Annotated in this window: 10 protein-coding genes; 3 read left to right on the top strand and 7 right to left on the bottom strand. The window is 75.0% G+C overall.

Features of this window, described 5'->3' with window-relative positions; all coding sequences use genetic code 11:
- Nucleotides 1-11: 11 nt before the first annotated feature.
- Nucleotides 12-1,433, bottom strand: a complete 1,422-nt coding sequence (locus tag ACZ6Z8_RS14260; RefSeq protein WP_465609489.1) for a phytoene desaturase family protein — start codon at nucleotides 1,431-1,433, stop codon at nucleotides 12-14.
- A gap of 133 nt (nucleotides 1,434-1,566) precedes the next feature.
- Nucleotides 1,567-2,880, bottom strand: a complete 1,314-nt coding sequence (locus ACZ6Z8_RS14255) for a UDP-glucose dehydrogenase family protein (RefSeq protein WP_465609488.1) — start codon at nucleotides 2,878-2,880, stop codon at nucleotides 1,567-1,569.
- A 293-nt stretch (nucleotides 2,881-3,173) separates the two neighbouring features.
- Here ACZ6Z8_RS14255 and ACZ6Z8_RS14250 point away from each other — a divergent pair, with 293 nt between their 5' ends.
- Nucleotides 3,174-3,809 (top strand): hypothetical protein, encoded by a 636-nt coding sequence (locus tag ACZ6Z8_RS14250; protein ID WP_465609486.1) that lies wholly within the window; start codon nucleotides 3,174-3,176, stop codon nucleotides 3,807-3,809.
- A 14-nt stretch (nucleotides 3,810-3,823) separates the two neighbouring features.
- On the opposite strand, the gene ACZ6Z8_RS14245 is transcribed toward ACZ6Z8_RS14250, so the two are convergent.
- From ACZ6Z8_RS14245 to ACZ6Z8_RS14225, 5 genes are all read right to left on the bottom strand, one after another.
- Nucleotides 3,824-5,629 (bottom strand): acyl-CoA dehydrogenase, encoded by a 1,806-nt coding sequence (locus ACZ6Z8_RS14245; protein WP_465609484.1) that lies wholly within the window; start codon nucleotides 5,627-5,629, stop codon nucleotides 3,824-3,826.
- A gap of 187 nt (nucleotides 5,630-5,816) precedes the next feature.
- Entirely contained in the window at nucleotides 5,817-6,056 is a 240-nt protein-coding gene (locus tag ACZ6Z8_RS14240) for an MbtH family protein (protein ID WP_465609482.1), read from the bottom strand.
- 42 nt (nucleotides 6,057-6,098) lie between these two features.
- On the bottom strand, nucleotides 6,099-6,950 hold the full coding sequence (gene ddaH, locus ACZ6Z8_RS14235; protein WP_465609480.1) for a dimethylargininase: 852 nt from the start codon (nucleotides 6,948-6,950) through the stop codon (nucleotides 6,099-6,101).
- A 93-nt stretch (nucleotides 6,951-7,043) separates the two neighbouring features.
- Nucleotides 7,044-7,874, bottom strand: a complete 831-nt coding sequence (locus ACZ6Z8_RS14230) for an ABC transporter permease (protein ID WP_465609478.1) — start codon at nucleotides 7,872-7,874, stop codon at nucleotides 7,044-7,046.
- 143 nt (nucleotides 7,875-8,017) lie between these two features.
- Complete coding sequence (locus tag ACZ6Z8_RS14225) at nucleotides 8,018-8,929, bottom strand: ABC transporter ATP-binding protein (RefSeq protein ID WP_465609476.1); 912 nt, start codon at nucleotides 8,927-8,929, stop codon at nucleotides 8,018-8,020.
- A 374-nt stretch (nucleotides 8,930-9,303) separates the two neighbouring features.
- On the opposite strand from ACZ6Z8_RS14225, the gene ACZ6Z8_RS14220 reads away from it, so the two are divergent.
- Nucleotides 9,304-9,780, top strand: a complete 477-nt coding sequence (locus ACZ6Z8_RS14220) for a GNAT family N-acetyltransferase (RefSeq protein WP_465609474.1) — start codon at nucleotides 9,304-9,306, stop codon at nucleotides 9,778-9,780.
- A 135-nt stretch (nucleotides 9,781-9,915) separates the two neighbouring features.
- Nucleotides 9,916-17,100, top strand: coding sequence for an amino acid adenylation domain-containing protein (locus ACZ6Z8_RS14215; protein WP_465609472.1), 7,185 nt, complete (start codon nucleotides 9,916-9,918; stop codon nucleotides 17,098-17,100).
- The last annotated feature ends 19 nt before the right edge of the window (nucleotides 17,101-17,119 follow it).

The raw sequence follows: 17,119 nt of genomic DNA, 5'->3' as shown, positions 1-17,119 counted from the left end.
CGCCGGCGGGGTCACCACCGTGCCAGGTGTCGCAGAGCCGACTGGGCCGCGTGGAAGCCGGCCATGCCGTGGACTCCGGCGCCCGGTGGGGTGGCGGCGGAGCACAGGTAGACGCCCGGGACTCCGGTGGCGTAGGGGTCGCGGGTGGGGCCGGGGCGCAGGAGGAGTTGGCGGGCGGTGTTGGCGCCGCCGGTGATGTCGCCGCCGACGTGGTTGGGGTTGTCCGAGTGCAGCTGGGCCGCGGTGCGGACGTGCCGGGCGCGAATCCGCGGCCGGAAGCCGGGGGCGAACCGCTCGATCTGGTCCAGGACGGTTTCGGTCGCATCCCCCCGGTAGCCGTGCGGGACGTGGGCATAGGCGTAGACGGGGTGGAGGTCCCCGGCCGAGCGGGACGGGTCGGCCAGGTACTGCTGGCCGACCAGTACGAAGGGGCGGTGGGGCATCCGGCCGCGGGAGGTCGCCTCCTCGGCGGCGACGACCTCCTCGAAGGTGCCGCCGAGGTGGACGGTACCCGCCGTCCGGCAGTGCTCGTTGGTCCACGGGATGCCGCCCTCGACCGCCAGGTCCACCTTGAAGGCCGCGGGCCCGTACCGGTAGCGGCGGTAGGCCCGGGCGGTCCGGGGCGGGAGGCGGTCGCCGAGGATCCGGGCGGCGGCGTGCGGGCCGGTGTCCAGCAGGACGAGGTCGGGCCGGTCGAGCTGGCCGAGGTCGAGGACCTCCACCCCGGTCTCCACGGTGCCGCCGAGGCGCTCCAGCAGCCGTGCCATCGCGGTGGTGACCGCCTGCGAGCCGCCCTCCGCCACCGGCCACCCGTGGGCGTGGCCGACGGCGATCAGCATCAGGCCGATGGCGCTGCCGAACGGCCCGCCGAGCGAGCCGAACGCGTGGGCCGCCGCCCCGCCGAACAGCGCCCTGGCCTGCTCGCCGCTCCACTGCCGCGCGGTCCACGGGGCGGGCAGCACGGCCTGGGCGCCGAACTCGGCCAGGGCGAGCGGCGCGCCGGGCACGTGCAGGAGGGGGCCGAGGACGTCGTCCGCGAGCCGGTCGAAGTTGCTCGCCAGCCGTCCGAACACCCGCCGCCACGTCCGGCCGTCCGCCGGCGGCAGCTGCGCGGCCGTCCGGTCGACGTCGCGCCACAGCACCCCGGCGGCGCCCGAGTCCAGGGGGTGGGCCAGCTCCGCCCCGGCCCAGAGCCAGCGCAGCCCGTACTCCTCCAGGCCCAGGGAGCGCAGGAACGGCGAGGCGACGCCGGTGGGGTGGAAGGCGGAGCAGTCGTCGTGGATCAGCCCGGGCAGCGTCCGCTCGCCGGACCGGGTGCCGCCGCCGATGGTCTCCCGCGCCTCCAGCACCCTGACCCGCACGCCCTCCTGGGCGAGGCGGATCGCGGCGGCGAGCCCGTTCGGCCCGCTGCCCACCACTACGGCCGTCGTCATGCTGCCGGTCCCGCCTCTCTCTCCGGGGTCACCGGGCGGCGGAGAGGGCCGGCCGCCCGGGGTAGGCCAGCTTAGGGAGCGAAGGCCCCGGATCCGCGCACCGAGGCGCCGCGTCCGGGCAGCGGTTGCCCGGTCAGGGGCGGCCCAGGGAGCGGTAGGTCCAGCCGGCCGCGCGCCAGGCCGCCGGGTCCAGCACGTTGCGGCCGTCGACGACGGCGCGGACGGCGACCTGCTCCCCCAGGGCCACCGGGTCGAGTTCCACGAACTCGCGCCACTCGGTGAGCAGGAGGAGCACCTGGGCGCCGCGCACCGCCTCCGCGGTGGAGGCCGCGTGGCCGAGGTCGGGGCAGGCCTTGCGGGCGTTGTCCAGGGCGGCGGGGTCGTACACCGAGACCCGCCCGCCCTCGCGGGCGATCGCCGTGGCGACGTCGAGCGCGGGCGAGTCGCGGATGTCGTCCGAGTCGGGCTTGAAGGCGGCGCCGAGCACGGCGACGTTCCGGCCGGTGAAGGAGCCGCCGGCCAGTACGCGGGCGTGGTCCACGGCCCGGGTGCGACGGCGCAGGTTGATCGCGTCCACCTGCCGCAGGAACTCCAGGGACTCGCCCGCGCCCAACTCCTCGGCGCGGGCGACGAAGGCCCGGATGTCCTTGGGCAGGCAGCCGCCGCCGAAGCCCAGCCCGGCGGCGAGGAAGCGCCGGCCGATCCGCTCGTCGTACCCCAGCGCGTCGGCCAGCCGCACCACGTCGGCGCCGGCCGCCTCGCAGACCTCGGCGATCGCGTTGATGTACGAGATCTTGGTCGCCAGGAAGGCGTTCGCGGCGACCTTCACCAGCTCGGCGGTGGCGTAGTCGGTGACCACGGTCGGGATGTCGCCCAGCGGTTCGTACAGCGCGCGCAGCAGTCCCTCAGCCCGGCCGGGGCGCACCCCGAGCACGATCCGGTCGGGCGCCAGGGTGTCCCGCACGGCGTGGCCCTCGCGCAGGAACTCGGGGTTCCAGGCGAGTTCGGCGGCCTGACCGGCCGGGGCCAGGGCGGCGAGCCGGGCGGCCAGCCGCTCGGCGGTGCCGACCGGGACGGTGGACTTGCCGACGACGACGCAGGGCCGGTCGAGGTGCGGGGCCAGGGCCTCCACGGCGGCGTCGAGTTGGGAGAGGTCGGCGGCCCCGGAATCCCTGCGCTGGGGGGTACCCAGGCAGAGGAAGTGCAGGTCGGCGAAGTCGGCGGCCTCCTTGGGGTCGGTTCCGAAGCGCAGCCGGCCGGCAGCCAGGTTGCTGCGCAGCAGCTCGTCCAACCCGGCCTCGTGGATGGGCAGTTCGCCCTGGTTGAGGCGGCGGACCCGGTCCTCGTCGATGTCCAGGGCGAGGACCCGGTGGCCGAGTTCGGCCATGCAGGCGGCGTGGGTGATGCCGAGGTAGCCGCTGCCGATCACCGTCAGGCGGTGGCGCATGGACGGTCTCCTGTCGTGGGGTGGGCGCGTGGGCGTTGCCGGGGGGCGTGGGGGCGGAGCGGGCAGGGGTTCCGGTGGCTCGGGTTCAGTCGGCCGTCCGCGGGAGCCGGCGGACGGGCCGGACGGCGAGCAGCGCCAGGGCGCAGCCCAGGCCGACCACGGCCCCGAGGAACAGCAGCCGGTGCACGCCGACGAGGTCGCTGACCGGCCCGGCGACCGCCTGGCCGGTCGGCGAACACCCCGCCGAAGACCACGAACAGGGCGAGGCGTCGCGAGCTGCCGAAGGAGCCGATGTGACCACCCGGGAGAGCGTCTCGGAGCACGGCCTGACCGTGCGCGCCCAGCACCGGCGCAACCCGTACGGCCACCTCTTCGACGACGCGGACTTCGCCGGGCTGCTGCTCGGCCTCGGGCTGCGCCGGGCCGCCAGCATCTGGCGCAACCACACCGCGCCCGCCGCCACCGCGCCGCGCGACCCGTACCCCCGGGCGAGCATGGGCTTCGTGCTGCTGGACCCGACGGCCGGGCCCTGGGTGCCCGAGGAGCGGGCGGTGATGGCGGCGGTCACCGTCGGCGAGGACGCCCGGCGCTTCCTGCCCCGGGCGGCGGCCAAGGCCGCGGGCCACCGCCGGCTGGGGCGCAACTACGGCGAGGCGGTCCTGACCGACCCCCACCTGTGCGGCAGCGGCGGGTTCCGCTACGGGCACTCGGCGGCGATCCGCGGCCAGATCGTGGGGGCCAGCTCCCAGTCCACCGACCAGGACCTCTTCGAGGCCGGACGGCTGGCCGCCGAGCTGGTCGACGCGATCGCCGCCGCCCAGCTGGCCTGGGAGGAGCGCACCGGCCCCCGCGACTGGTACTCCGCCGAGGACGCGCCCCACCCCGTCTACCGGGAGATGGTCGCCTTCGCCCTGGACCGGGAACAGTGAGGGTCCGGCCGCGGTCAGAAGGCGTCGTCGGGGATCTCCACGGCGGTGCGGTCCAGGCTCTCCAGCAGGTCGAACTGGGCCGCGGTCCTGGGGAGTTCGTGGCGGAAGAAGAAGCGGCAGGCGTGCCGCTTGCCCTCGTAGAAGGATCCGCTGCCGCCTTCGGCGGCGAGGAGCTGTTCCAGCCACAGCCAGGCGACCACGGTGTGGCCGACCGCTTCGAGGTAGACGCTGGCGTTGGCCAGCGCCGTCTCGGGGTCGCCCGTCGCCCAGAGGCGCCCGGTGACCGAGACCGCTCGCCGGACGGCCTCGTCGAGCCGCGCCGCGTACTCGGCGGCCTCACCGCCGGCGGCCCCGGCGCGGGCGACGGTCGCCGAGACGGTCTCGACGAGCAGTCGCAGGCCCGCGCCGCCGTCCATGACCACCTTGCGGCCGAGCAGGTCCAGGCCGTGGATGCCGTGGGTGCCCTCGTGGATCGGGTTGAGCCGGTTGTCGCGGTAGAACTGCTCGACGTTGTACTCGCGGGTGTAGCCGTAGCCGCCGTGCACCTGGATGGCGAGGCTGTTGGCCTCCAGGCACCACTGGGACGGCCAGCTCTTGGCGATCGGGGTGAGGACGTCCAGCAGCAGCTTGGCGCGGGAGCGGTCCTCGGGCGAGGCGCCGGTGCGCTCCTCGTCGAGGAGCCGGCCGCAGTACAGCACCAGGGCCAACGCCCCTTCGGCGTACGACTTCTGGGCCAGCAGCATGCGGCGGACGTCGGCGTGGGCGATGATCGGCACCTGCGGTCCGCCCGCCGGCTTCGCGGCGACCGGGCGGCCCTGGGGGCGGCTGCGCGCGTAGTCCAGGGCGTGCAGGTAACCGGTGTAGCCGAGCGCGGTGGCGCCGAGGCCGACGCCGATCCGGGCCTCGTTCATCATGTGGAACATGTACGCCAGGCCGCGGTGCGGTTCGCCGACCAGGTGCCCGACCGCGCCGGGCTCGCCGCCCGGCCGGTGCACGCCCTCGCCGAAGTTGAGCAGGGTGTTGGTGGTGCCCCGGAAGCCCATCTTGTGGTTGAGCCCGGCCAGTACGACGTCGTTGCGCTCGCCGAGTGAGCCGTCGGCGCCGACCAGCACCTTGGGTACGATGAAGAGCGACAGTCCCTTCACCCCGGGCGGTCCGCCGGGGATCCGGGCCAGCACCAGGTGGACGATGTTCTCGGACAGCTCGTGCTCGCCGCCGGAGATCCACATCTTGTTGCCGAACAGCCGGTAGCTGCCGTCCTCCCGCGGTTCGGCCCGGGTGCGGACGTCGGCGAGCGAGGAGCCGGCCTGCGGCTCGGACAGGCACATGGTGCCGAAGAACCGGCCCTCCACCATCGGCCGGACGTAGGTGTCGATCTGCTGCGGACTGCCGTGCGCCAGCAGCAGGTTGGCGTTGCCCGCGGTCAGGAACGGGTACGCCGCGGTGCCCGGGTTGGCGGCCTGGAACCAGGCGAAGCAGGCGTTGGCCACGACGGTGGGCAGCTGGGCGCCGCCGACCTCCTCGTCCATGGCGCTGCCGAGCAGGCCCGTCCCGGCGAAGACGGTGAGCGCCTCGCCGACCTCCGGGATGATGTGGACCCGCTCGCCGTCGAAGCGCGGCTCCTCGGCGTCGTTCCGCTTGTTGTGCGGCGCGAAGTGCCGGGTGGCGACCTGCTCGCTGAGGTCCAGGGCCGCGTCGAAGGTCTCCCGCGAGTGGTCGGCGTACCGCGGCCGCCCGGTGAGGGACGGGACGTCCAGCCATTCGTACAGCAGGAAGTCGAGGTCACGGCGGGAGAGCAGCAGCGAGGTCAGCGAGGTCATGGAACGGATCCTGCCCTTCGAGTCACGGGAGCGAACCACGGCCCCGGCGGCCGAGTTCGCGGATCGGCGGACACCGGCCGCGCCGGAGACGGCCGACTAGGCGGTCGGCGCACCCGCGCCGGACGGACCGCCGGGCACCGTGACGTCCCCCTCGGGGGTGGCTCGGCCGGGCCCGGGCGGGCTGTGGTCAGCCGAGTGCGGGTCCGGTGGCGGCGGGCCGACCGGGGGTGGCCTCCGCCAGGCCGCGGGGGCGGATGTCGGTCCAGGAGGTCTCGATGTGGTCGACGCAGTCCTGCCGTCCGGCCGGGCCGAAGGTGGGGTGCCAGCCGGCGGGGGCCGGGGCGAAGGCGGGCCACAGGGAGTGCTGGCCCTCGTCGTTGACCAGGACCAGGTAGTCGGCGTCCGGGTCGTCGAAGGGGTTCGTCATCGGTTCGGTCCTCTCTCGGTTGGGTGGGGCGGGGGCGGGCGGTCAGCGGCCGCGCAGCTCCAGGGTGCAGCACTTGACGCTGCCGCCCGCCTTGAGCAGCTCGGTGAGGTCCACGCCGATCGGCTCGAAGCCGCGCCGGCGCAGTTCGCCGATCAGGTGGGTGGCCGATTCGGGCAGCAGCACGTGCCGGCCGTCGGAGAGCGCGTTGAGGCCGAAGACCGCGGCGTCCTCGTCGGTGGCCAGGACGGCGTCCGGGAAGAGTTCGCGCAGCACCGCGCGGCTCCCGGGGGTGAAGGCCCCCGGGTAGTACATGACCTCGTCGTCGGAGAGGACGGCGAGGGCGGTGTCCAGGTGGTAGAACTCCGGGTTCACCAGGGTCAGGCCGGTCACCGGGACGCCGAAGAACTCCTGGGCCTCCGCGTGCGACCTCGGGTCGGTGCGGAAGCCGGTGCCGGCCAGCAGCCGGCGGCCGACCAGCAGGTAGTCGCCCTCGCCCTCGTTGATGTGCTCGGGCCACAGGAGCTCGGAGTAGCCCTGGTCGCGGAACCAGGAGAGGTAGGCCGGGCCCTCGGCGGTGCGCTCGGCGTGGCGGAAGCGCGCTCCCAGGACCTTCCCGTCGATCACGGTGGCGCCGTTGGCCGCGAAGACCATGTCGGGCAGGCCGGGCAGCGGGTCGATCTCCTCGACGGTGTGGCCGAGTTCCCGGTAGAGGTCACGCAGCCGGGTCCACTGGGCGAGCGCGCGCTCGCCGTCGACCGGTTTCTCCGGATGCATCCAGGGATTGATGGAGTAGCTGACGCCGAAGTGGCTGGGCCGGCACATCAGGAAGCGGCGCGGGCTCGCGGTGCGGACCGGCGGCCGCTCGCCGGTGCCCGGTCGGGTGGTGTCCGTCATGGACGTGGTTCTCCTTGGTCTGCGCGGTGCCCGGGGAAGGCCGGGTCCCGTTGTCGGTCGGGGGCGTGGCGCGCTGCCGCGCGCTCCCCCGGTTCAGTCGATGAGTCGCCGGCGCATCCCGCGGACGGCCAGGTACCACGCGAGGGCGGCGAATCCGGCCAGCACGGCTCCGTGCAGCGCGTCCGCCGCGCCCAGCGTCCCGAAGGCGGCGTGCCGGACCATCTGGGTGCAGTGGTAGATCGGGTTGACGGCGGCGACGGCGTGGACCCAGCCGGGCAGGCCGTCCAGCGGGAAGAACACGCCTGCGGCCATCACCAGCGGGGTCAGGACGCCGGAGACCACGAGCCGCAGCCAGTCGATGGCCGGCACCAGGCAGGACACCCACATGCCGAGCAGGGCGAAGGCGAAGCCGGAGACCAGCGCCACCAGCGGCACCAGCAGCAGTTCCGGCGTCGGCGGGAGGCCGATGGCGAGGGTGACCAGCAGGGGCGCGGTGCCGTACACGGAGGACTTGACGGCGATCCAGGAGCCCTCGGCGGTGACCAGTTCCCAGACGTCGACGGGCTGGCAGAGGACGGCGTCGTAGATCTTCTGGTACTTGCGGCGGTTGAAGCTCTCGAACATCCCGGCGAAGGCCGAGGCGAAGAGCACCGAGGTGACCACCATGCCGACGCCGACGAACTGCGGGTAGGGGTGGCCCTGTACGGAGTCGATCAGCCGGCTGAAGCCCAGGCCGAAGCCGGTCATGTAGACCAGCGGTTCGATCAGCGAGCCGAAGGTGATGGCGGGCCAGTAGCGCCGGAAGAGCAGCAGCTCACGCAGCCAGACCGCGCGCACGGTCGGCCACAGGGCCGGCGGGCGGCCGGGTTCGGCGGTAGGGCCGGCCTGTTCCCGGGTGCGGGGCGTGGGCGTCGCCGTGGTCATCGGATGTCCTCTCTCTGGGGGCCGGCGGGCCAAGACGCGCCCTGGCCCCTGCCGGTGTCCGGCGCGCGGCCTCGGGCCGGCCGCTCCCCCACGGGGGCGGCCGGCTCGCGGGGCGCGACGGCGCGGGCGGTTTCGGCCGGAACTCAGCCGAACAGTTCTCCGGTCAGGGCGACGAAGACGTCCTCCAGGGAGGTCGGGCGCAGCACGTCCGGAGACCCGAGGCGCTCGTGCATCTGCGCGGGGATGGTCTCGGCCCGCAGCACGGAGACGGCCGGCCCGGTGCGGCGGCTGGGCAGCCCGGCCCGGGCGGCTTCGGCCTCGACCAGTTCGCGCCGGGCCGCGTCGCCCCGGTACTCGGCGGCCTGGGCGCCCGCGTGCGCGCGCAGCAGGTCCGCGGGGGTGCCCCGGGCGATCATCCGGCCGCCGAACACCACGGCCACCTCGTCGGCGAGCCGCTCGGCCTCCTCGATGTAGTGGGTCGACATCACCACGGTGGTGCCGCTCTCGCGCATCCCGTCGATGACGTCCCACAGGTCTTGGCGGATCTGCGGGTCGAGACCGACGGTGGGCTCGTCCATGAGCAGCAGCCGCGGGTTGTTGACGATGCCCCGGGCGAGCAGGACCCGGCGGCGCATGCCGCCGGAGAGCGCGTCGGCCCGGGTGTCGGCGCGGTCGGTGAGGCGGACCGCGGCCAGGGCGCGGTCGACGGCGTCACGATACCCGGCGCGCGGCAGGGCGGTGAAGCGGACGAAGACGTCCAGGTTCTGTCGGACCGTCAGTTCGGGGTCGATGTTGTCGTGCTGCGGGACGACGCCGACCAGGGAGCGGGCCCGGCGGGAGTCGTCCGGCATCCGGTGCCCGAAGACCTCCACGGTGCCCGAATCCGCCCGGGTCTGTCCGGTGAGCATCCGCATGGTGGTGGACTTGCCGGCGCCGTTGGGTCCGAGCAGGCCCAGGAACATGCCGGCGGGCACCTCCAGGTCCAGGCCGCCCACCGCCGTGGTGGTGCCGAAGGTCTTGACCACGCCGCTGATTCGGACGGCAGGGGTGTCCACGCGGGCCGCTCCTTTCGGGAAGGGTCTGGGAAGGTCCGGGATTCCGGGAAGGGTCCGATGTCACAACGGCCCATGCAGTGTTGCCGGTTCATTTCCGATCGCCTGTCCGGCGCGCGCTCATCTAACCGCAGAATAGCCTTGTCAGGAACCCGCCCAGAGGGGGTTCCCATGTCCATGACCAGGTGTTATGTTGACCGGAGATCAATGCCGCTGGGCCGCCGGAAGCAGGCCCATCCGGGGGGAATTTCGGCTCAACCATCCATCGCCCGACGGAACTTGCCGTCAGTGTGCAATGGGTGTCGATCTCGCGTTTCCACCCTTGATGGCCGACCCGCGGCAGCACCGCCCGCAAAGCCCCGTTCAAGGAGATGTGGATGCAATCCGACGCGCCGTTCACCGGCAACGTCCACCTGCGGGCCGCACGGGCGGAGGACGCCGCGGCCGTCACCGCGGTCTTCCTGGCCTCCCGCGCGGCGGCCATGCCCTATCTCCCCCGCCTGCACAGTGACGAGGCCACCCTGTGGTGGGTCACCAACGTGGTGCTGGCGGACACCCGGGTCTGGCTCGCCGAGGACGCCGGCACCGGGGCCCTCCTGGGCTTCGCCGCACTCGACGGCGACCAGCTCGACCACCTCTACCTGCACCCCGACGTCCGCCGCCGCGGCATCGGGACGCTGCTGCTGGAAGCCGTCAAGGAGGCGAGCCCCGGGAAACTCTCGCTGCACGTCTTCCAGCGGAACACCGGGGCGCGGGCCTTCTACGAGCGGCACGGCTTCGTCCCGGTGGACAGCAACGACGGCAGCCGGAACGAGGAGAACGAGCCCGACATGACCTACCGCTGGACCGCCTGACCCCTTCGCAGCATGCGGCAGTACCCCGCCGAGGAACGCCGGCGGGCCCCAACGGCCAAGAGCCACCGGACAACCACCGTCCGTCCCACCCCGCCCACCAGGCCCGTGGGACGGATTGACCTGGAGGGAAGCCCCGTGCTGGGCGAACACAGCCTGCCCGCGGAAACACCGCTGTCGTACGCGCAGTTGGCGCTCTGGTTCAACGACCGCCTCCAGGGCGGGGACGCCTCGTACAACGTCCCGGTGGCCCTGCGGCTGACCGGCGAGGTCGACCACGAGGCGCTCCGGGCCGCACTCGACGACGTGCTGGAACGGCACGCGGCCCTGCGCACCGTCTTCCCCGAGCGGGACGGCGTGCCGCGCCAGCACGTGCTGCCGATGGCCGAGGTGCCCCCGGTGCTCACCGTGGTGCCCACCATCGAGGCGGAGCTGCCCGCCCTGATCGCGGCCGAGTCCGGGCACGTCTTCGACCTGGAGTCGGAAGTCCCGCTGCGGGTGCGGCTGTTCCCGCTCGGCCCGGGCGAGCACGTGGTGCAGATGGTGCTGCACCACATCGCCGGCGACGGCTGGTCGATGGCCCCGCTGGCCCGCGACCTCAGCACCGCGTACCTGGCCCGGCGGCAGGGCCGGGCGCCGATCTGGTCCCCGCTGCCCGCCACGTACGCCGAGTACGCCGTGCGCCAGCACGCGAACCTCGGCGACCTGGACGACCCGCAGAGCAGCGGCGGCCGCCAGCTCGCCTACTGGCGCGAGGCCCTGGCGGGCCTGCCGGACTTCCTGGAACTCCCCACCGACCACCCGCGGCCGGCCGCGATGTCGCACCGGGGCGAGTTCTTCCCCTGGGACCTCCCGGCCGAGCTGCACCGCGAGCTGCTCGCCCTGTCCCGCTCCTGCCGGGTCAGCATGTTCATGGTGCTCCAGGCCGCGCTGGCAGCCGTGCTGACCCGCTCCGGGGCCGGTACGGACATCCCGATCGCCAGCCCGATCGCCGGCCGCACCGACGAGCGCTACGACGAGGTCGTCGGGTACTTCGTCAACCCGCTGGTCCTGCGCCTGGACACCTCCGGCGACCCGACCTTCCGCGAGCTGCTCAAGCGGGTGCGCCGCACCGACCTCCAGGGCTTCGCCCACCAGGAGTTCCCCTTCGAGCGGCTGATCACCGCGCTCAACCCGCACCGCTCGCTGGCCTGGCACCCGCTGTTCCAGGTCATGCTGGCCTTCCAGAACACCCCCGAGGCGAGCCTCGCCCTGCCCGGCATCGAGACCGAGATCGCCGAGGCCGGCCCGGGCGGCGCCAAGTTCGACCTGTCCTTCAACATCCGGGAGCTGCACGACGCCGACGGCGCCCCCGCCGGACTCGGCTGCTTCGTCGAGTACAGCACCGACCTGTTCACCCGGGCCGGCGCCGAGGCCCTGACCGCCCGGCTCGGCCGGCTGCTCGCCGCGGCCGCCGCCGACCCCGACCGGCCGATCGGCGCCTACGACCTGCTCTCCGCCGACGACCGGCTGGACCTCCTGGAGCGCGCCGCCGGGCCCGCCCTGCCCGCCGCCACCGTCACCTACCACGCCGCCTTCGAGCAGCGCGCGGCCCTGGAGGGCGAGGTCACCGCCCTCGTCGCCGAGGACGGCCGGTTGACCTTCGCCGAGGTCAACGAGCGGGCCAACCGGCTCGCCCGGGAGCTCGTGCGGCTCGGGGCCGGCCCCGAGCGGTACGTCGTGCTGGCGCTGCCGCGCACCACCGACCTGCTGATCGCCCTGCTCGCCGTGCTCAAGTCGGGCGCCGCCTACATCCCGGTCAGCCCCGCCGCGCCGCGCGAGCGGCTGGCCGCCGTCCTCGCCGACGCCGAACCGGTCTGCGTGCTGGCCACCGTCGCCGGCGCCGGACGGCTGCCGGACACCTCGCCCGTCCTGCTCCTCGACGAGCCCGCGGTCCGGGCCGCCGTCGCCGCGCACCCCGGCGGCGACCTGACCGACGCCGACCGCACCGGCCCCACCGGTCCGCTCGATCCGGCCTACGTCATCCACACCTCCGGGTCGACCGGCGTCCCCAAGGGCGTGGTGATCCCGCACGGCGGCCTCAGCAGCCTGATGCAGCACCACCGCACCCGGATGGTCCGGCCGTCCGGAGGCCCCGGGGGCCGGCGCCTCCAGCTCGGCCTGGTCGCCTCGATCACCTTCGACACCGCCTGGGAGCCGCTGTTCTGGCTGCTGGAGGGCCACCCGCTGCACCTGCTGAGCGACGAGGTCCGGCTCGACCCCCAGGCCCTGGTCGACTACGTCCGCCGCGAGCGCCTGGACTTCCTCGACCTCACCCCGACGTACGTCCCGGCCCTCACCGCGGCCGGCCTGTTCGCCGAGGGCGAGCACCGGCCGACCGTGCTGATGCTCGGCGGCGAGGCCGTCGGCCCGGCGCTGTGGACCGAGCTCTCCGCCCTGCCCGACGTCGCGGTGTTCAACTACTACGGCCCGACCGAGTGCACCGTCGACGCGCTCGCCTGCGACCTGGCGGACAGCGCGACCCCGGTCATCGGCCGCCCCCTCGACAACACCCGCGCCCAGGTGCTGGACGAGCGGCTGCGCCCCGTCCCGCTCGGCGTGCCCGGCGAGCTGTACCTGTCCGGGCCGCACCTGGCCCGCGGCTACCTGCGCCGCCCCGGCCTCACCGCCGAGCGCTTCGTCGCCGACCCGTACGGCCCGCCCGGGGCCCGGATGTACCGCACCGGCGACCTCGCCCGGATGCGCCGCGACGGCCAGGTGGAGTACCTCGGCCGGGCCGACGGGCAGATCAAGATCCGCGGCTTCCGGATCGAGCCCGGCGAGGTCGAGGCGGTGCTGCTGCGCCACCCCGCCGTCCTCCAGGCCGCCGTCCTGGCCCGCGGCGACAGCGCCGAGGACCGCTACCTGGCCGCCTACCTGGTGACCGAGGACGGCGACGCCCCCGACCTCGCCGAGGTGCGCGAGCTGCTGGCGGCCCAGCTGCCCGACTACATGATCCCGGCGGCCTACGCCGTGCTCGACCGGCTGCCGCTCAACTCCAGCGGCAAGCTGGACGGTTCGGCCCTGCCCGAGCCCGGGCTGCGCGCCGCCACCGGCCCGTCCCGGGCTCCCCGGGACGCCCGCGAAGCCGCGCTCTGCGCGCTGCTCGCCGAGGTCCTCGGCGTCCCCACGGTCGGCCCCGACGACGACTTCTTCGCGCTCGGCGGCCACTCGCTGCTGGCCACCCGGCTGGTCAGCCGGGTGCGCACCGCCCTGGGCGCCGAACTGCCCATCCGGGCGGTCTTCGAGAGCCCCACCGCCGCGGGACTGGCCCGTCTGGTCGACACCGGGCGGTCCCGCCCCGTGCTGACCGCCGCCGCCCGCCCCGAGCGGGTCCCGCTCTCGCACGCCCAGCGCCGGCTCTGGTTCCTGCAGCAGCTGGACCCGCTGAGCGACGCGTACCACATCCCGCTCGCCCTGCGCCTGGGCGGCGACCTCGACGCCGACGCGCTCGCCGCCGCCCTGCACGACTGCGCCGTCCGCCACGAGGCCCTGCGCACCGTGTTCCCCGCCGACGAGCACGGCCCCCGGCAGCTGGTCCTCGCCCCGGACCGGCTGCCCCCGCTGCTGCGCCGCGCCGACGCCACCGGGGTGACCGAGGACGGCCTGGCCGAGGCGCTGCGCACCGCCGCCGCCCGGCCCTTCGACCTCGCCACCGAGCCGCCGCTGCGGGCCGATCTCCTCGTCCTCGCCCCCGGTCGGCACGTCCTGCTGCTGACGGTCCACCACATCGCCTGTGACGGCTGGTCACTGGGCCCGCTCGCCCGCGACCTGGGCACCGCCTACCGGGCCCGGTCGGCCGGCCGGGCGCCCGAGTGGCCCGACCTGCCCGTCCAGTACGCCGACTACACCCAGTGGCAGCTCGCCGTCCTCGGCGACGACGGGGACCCGGCCAGCCCGGCCGCCCGCCAGTGGCAGTACTGGAGCGAGGCCCTGGCCGGTCTGCCGGAGGAGATCGCCCTGCCCGTGGACCGGCGGCGCACCGCCGAGACCGGTCCCCAGGCCGGCCACGTCCCGCTGCGGCTGACCGCCGAGGACCACCGGGCCCTGGCGGCGCTCGCCCGGGCGCACGGCGCCAGCCTCTTCATGGCCGTCCAGGCCGGTCTCGCGGCGCTGCTCACCCGCCTCGGCGCGGGCACCGACATCCCGATCGGCGCCCCGATCGCCGGCCGCACCGACGAGGCCCTGGACGACCTGGTCGGCTTCTTCGTCAACACCCTGGTGCTGCGCACCGACACCGACGGCGACCCGGGCTTCCGCGAACTGCTGCTCCGGGTCAGGGACGCCGACCTGGCCGCCTACGCCCACCAGGACCTGCCGTTCGAGCGGATCGTCGAGCTGGTCAACCCGGAGCGCTCCCCCGGCCGCCACCCGCTGTTCCAGGTCGCCCTGGTGATGGACCAGGCCGCTCCCGCCGTGGACATCCCGGGCCTGGAGAGCGAGCTGATCGCCGCCGGCCCGGCGCCGGCCAAGTTCGACCTCACCGTCACCCTCGGCGCCCCCACCGGCCCGGACGGCGAGCTGAGCGGCGCGATCGAGTACCGCACCGACCTGTTCGACCGGGCCACCGTCGAAGCGGTCGCCGGCCACCTGACGCGGCTGCTCGCCGCGGCGGCGGCCGACCCGGAGCGGCCGATCGGCCGCCTGGACCTGGCCGCGGAGGGCGAGCGGCCCGGTCTGCTGGCCGCGTCCGTCGGTGAGCGGCGGGAGTTGGCGCCGACCACGCTGGCCGCGATGGTGCGGGAGCGCCTGGCCGCCCCGTCGGACACCCCGGCGCTGGTCTTCGAGGGCGAGGCGCTCGCCCCGGCCGAACTCGACCGCCGGATCGAGGCGATGGCCCACCGGCTCGCCGCCGTGGGCGTCCGCCCGGGCACCCTGGTCGCGGTGGCCGTGCCCCGGTCGGTGGAGCTCGTGGTGGCGCTGTGCGCCGTCCACCGGGCCGGCGGTGCCTACCTCCCGCTCGACCCCGACTACCCGGCCGACCGGCTCGCCTTCATGCTGGCGGACGCCCGGCCTACCGCCGTGGTCGCCGGCCCCGAACAGCTCGCGCTGCTCGGTCCGGCCGGCGGCGTGCCGTGCCTGTCCCCGGAGGACCTGCCGGCGCCCGGGGGCGTCACCCTGACCGCACCGGGCCCCGAGGACCCCGCGTACGTCATCTACACCTCCGGCTCCACCGGCCGCCCCAAGGGCGTGCTCGTCCCGCACCGGGGCATCGCCAACCGGCTGCGCTGGGGCCAGGAGGAGTACCGGCTGACGGCCGCCGACGCGGTGCTGCAGAAGACCTCGTCCAGCTTCGACGTCTCGGTCTGGGAGTTCTTCTGGCCGCTCGTCACCGGCGCCACCCTGGTGGTGGCCAAGCCGGACGGGCACCGCGACCCGGCCTACCTGGCGGACCTGATCCGCGGTCAGGGCGTCACCGTCGCCCAGTTCGTGCCCTCCATGCTGGACGCGTTCCTGCAGCACCCGCAGGCCGCCGACCACGCCGGGCTGCGCCTAGTGGTGGCCAGCGGCGAGGCGCTCCCGGCGGCCACCGTGCGCCGGTTCCGGCAGGTGCTCCCGGGCGTCCGGCTGGCCAACCTGTACGGACCGACCGAGGCCTCCGTCGAGGTCACCGCCTGGGAGTGCGGCCCGGCGGACGAGCAGCCGCGTCCGGTGCCGATCGGCCTGCCGGTCTGGAACACCGGCGCCTACGTCCTGGACGCCGCCCTGAACCCGGTGCCGCCGGGAGTGCCGGGCGAGCTCTACCTGTCCGGCACGCAGCTCGCCTACGGCTACCTCGGCCGTCCGGCGCTCACCGCCGAGCGGTTCGTCGCCGACCCGCACGGCGCTCCGGGCGCCCGGATGTACCGCACCGGTGACCTCGCCCGTCGCCGCCGCGACGGCGCGGTGGAGTACCTGGGCCGGGTGGACGGCCAGGTGAAGGTGCGCGGCTACCGGATCGAGCTCGGCGAGATCGAGGCCCGGCTGGGCGAGCACCCGGCGGTCTCGGCCTGCGCGGTCACCGTCCGCGAGGACCGGGCCGGCGCCGTCCGGCTGGTCGCCTACGTGGTGCCGGCCCCGTCGGCGCAGCCGCCCACGGCCGCCGCGCTGCGCGCCCATCTGCGCGGCCACCTGCCCGAGTTCATGGTGCCGACCGCCTACGTGACGCTCGGCGCGCTCCCGGTGAGCGTCAACGGCAAGCTGGACCGCCGGCGGCTGCCCGAACCGCAGACCCACGTGGAGAGCCGGGCCCGGGAGCCGCGGACGCCGGCCGAGCGCGCCCTGGTCGCGCTGTTCGCCGAACTGCTCGACGTGCCGCAGGTCGGCCCGGAGGACGACTTCTTCCTGCTCGGCGGCCACTCGCTGCTGCTGATCCGGCTGGTCGAGCGGATCCACGCGGAGTTCGGCACCGAACTGCCCGTCCGGGCGCTGTTCGAGGCGCCGACCCCCGCGGCGCTGGCCGAGCGGCTGGCCGGGCAGCTGCCCGGGACCGCCGAGGCGGCCTTCGAGCCGCTGCTGGCCCTGCGGGGCACCGGCGACCGGCCGCCGCTGTTCTGCGTCCACCCGGTGACCGGCGACAGCCTCGGCTTCCTCGGCCTGCTGCGCGGCCTCGACCCGGACCAGCCGGTCCACGCCTTCCAGGGCATCGGCCCGGTCGGCGGCGGGCCGCGGCCCCCGACCATGGACGGGCTGGCCCGGGAGTACCTGGAGCGGATCCGGGCCGTCCAGCCGCACGGACCGTACCGGCTGCTCGGCTGGTCGTTCGGCGGGCTGGTCGCCCACCAGATCGGCGTCCTGCTGCGCGAGGCGGGCGAGGAGGTCGACCTGGTGGCGCTGCTCGACAGCCTGCCGGCCCCGGCGGACGCCGGGGAGGTGGACGACACCGTCGTGCTGGCCGAGCTGCTGACCACGATCGGCGCGCCCGACGACGAGGTGGCCGCCGTGCTGGCGGACCGGTGGCGGCCGAAGCCCTCGGAGCTGCTCGACCGGCTCGCGGTCGCGCTGCGCGAGGCCGCGCCGCGCGACGAGGAGCAGCTGGCGGTCTTCCTCGACTCCTGCCGCTACCACGCCGGGCTGATGACCGGCTGGACGCCGGGGGTGCTGGACGCGCCGGTGGTGGTCTTCACCGCCTCCGCCGACAACCGGCCGGAGCAGACGGTGGCCGCCTGGCGGGCGCACACCACCGGGCCGGTGCTGGACCACCCGGTCGCCGCCCGGCACCTGGACCTCGCCAACGCCGGACCGATCGACGAGATCGCCCGGGTCGTCGCGGCCGCCCTCCGGCGGGCCGACGGGGCCCGGTGACGGTGGTCCGTCCGGAGTG

Source organism: Kitasatospora sp. NPDC101108 (assembly GCF_055584725.1).
This window is presented reverse-complemented; position numbering and strand designations above follow the sequence as displayed.

Bases quoted from the DNA above. Each gene is read 5' to 3' on its own strand.
- ACZ6Z8_RS14260 (WP_465609489.1), bottom strand. From the start codon at position 1,433: ATGACGACGGCCGTAGTGGTGGGCAGCGGGCCGAACGGGCTCGCCGCC.
- ACZ6Z8_RS14255 (WP_465609488.1), bottom strand. From the start codon at position 2,880: ATGCGCCACCGCCTGACGGTGATCGGCAGCGGCTACCTCGGCATCACC.
- ACZ6Z8_RS14245 (WP_465609484.1), bottom strand. From the start codon at position 5,629: ATGACCTCGCTGACCTCGCTGCTGCTCTCCCGCCGTGACCTCGACTTC.
- ACZ6Z8_RS14240 (WP_465609482.1), bottom strand. From the start codon at position 6,056: ATGACGAACCCCTTCGACGACCCGGACGCCGACTACCTGGTCCTGGTC.
- ddaH (WP_465609480.1), bottom strand. From the start codon at position 6,950: ATGACGGACACCACCCGACCGGGCACCGGCGAGCGGCCGCCGGTCCGC.
- ACZ6Z8_RS14230 (WP_465609478.1), bottom strand. From the start codon at position 7,874: ATGACCACGGCGACGCCCACGCCCCGCACCCGGGAACAGGCCGGCCCT.
- ACZ6Z8_RS14220 (WP_465609474.1), top strand. From the start codon at position 9,304: ATGCAATCCGACGCGCCGTTCACCGGCAACGTCCACCTGCGGGCCGCA.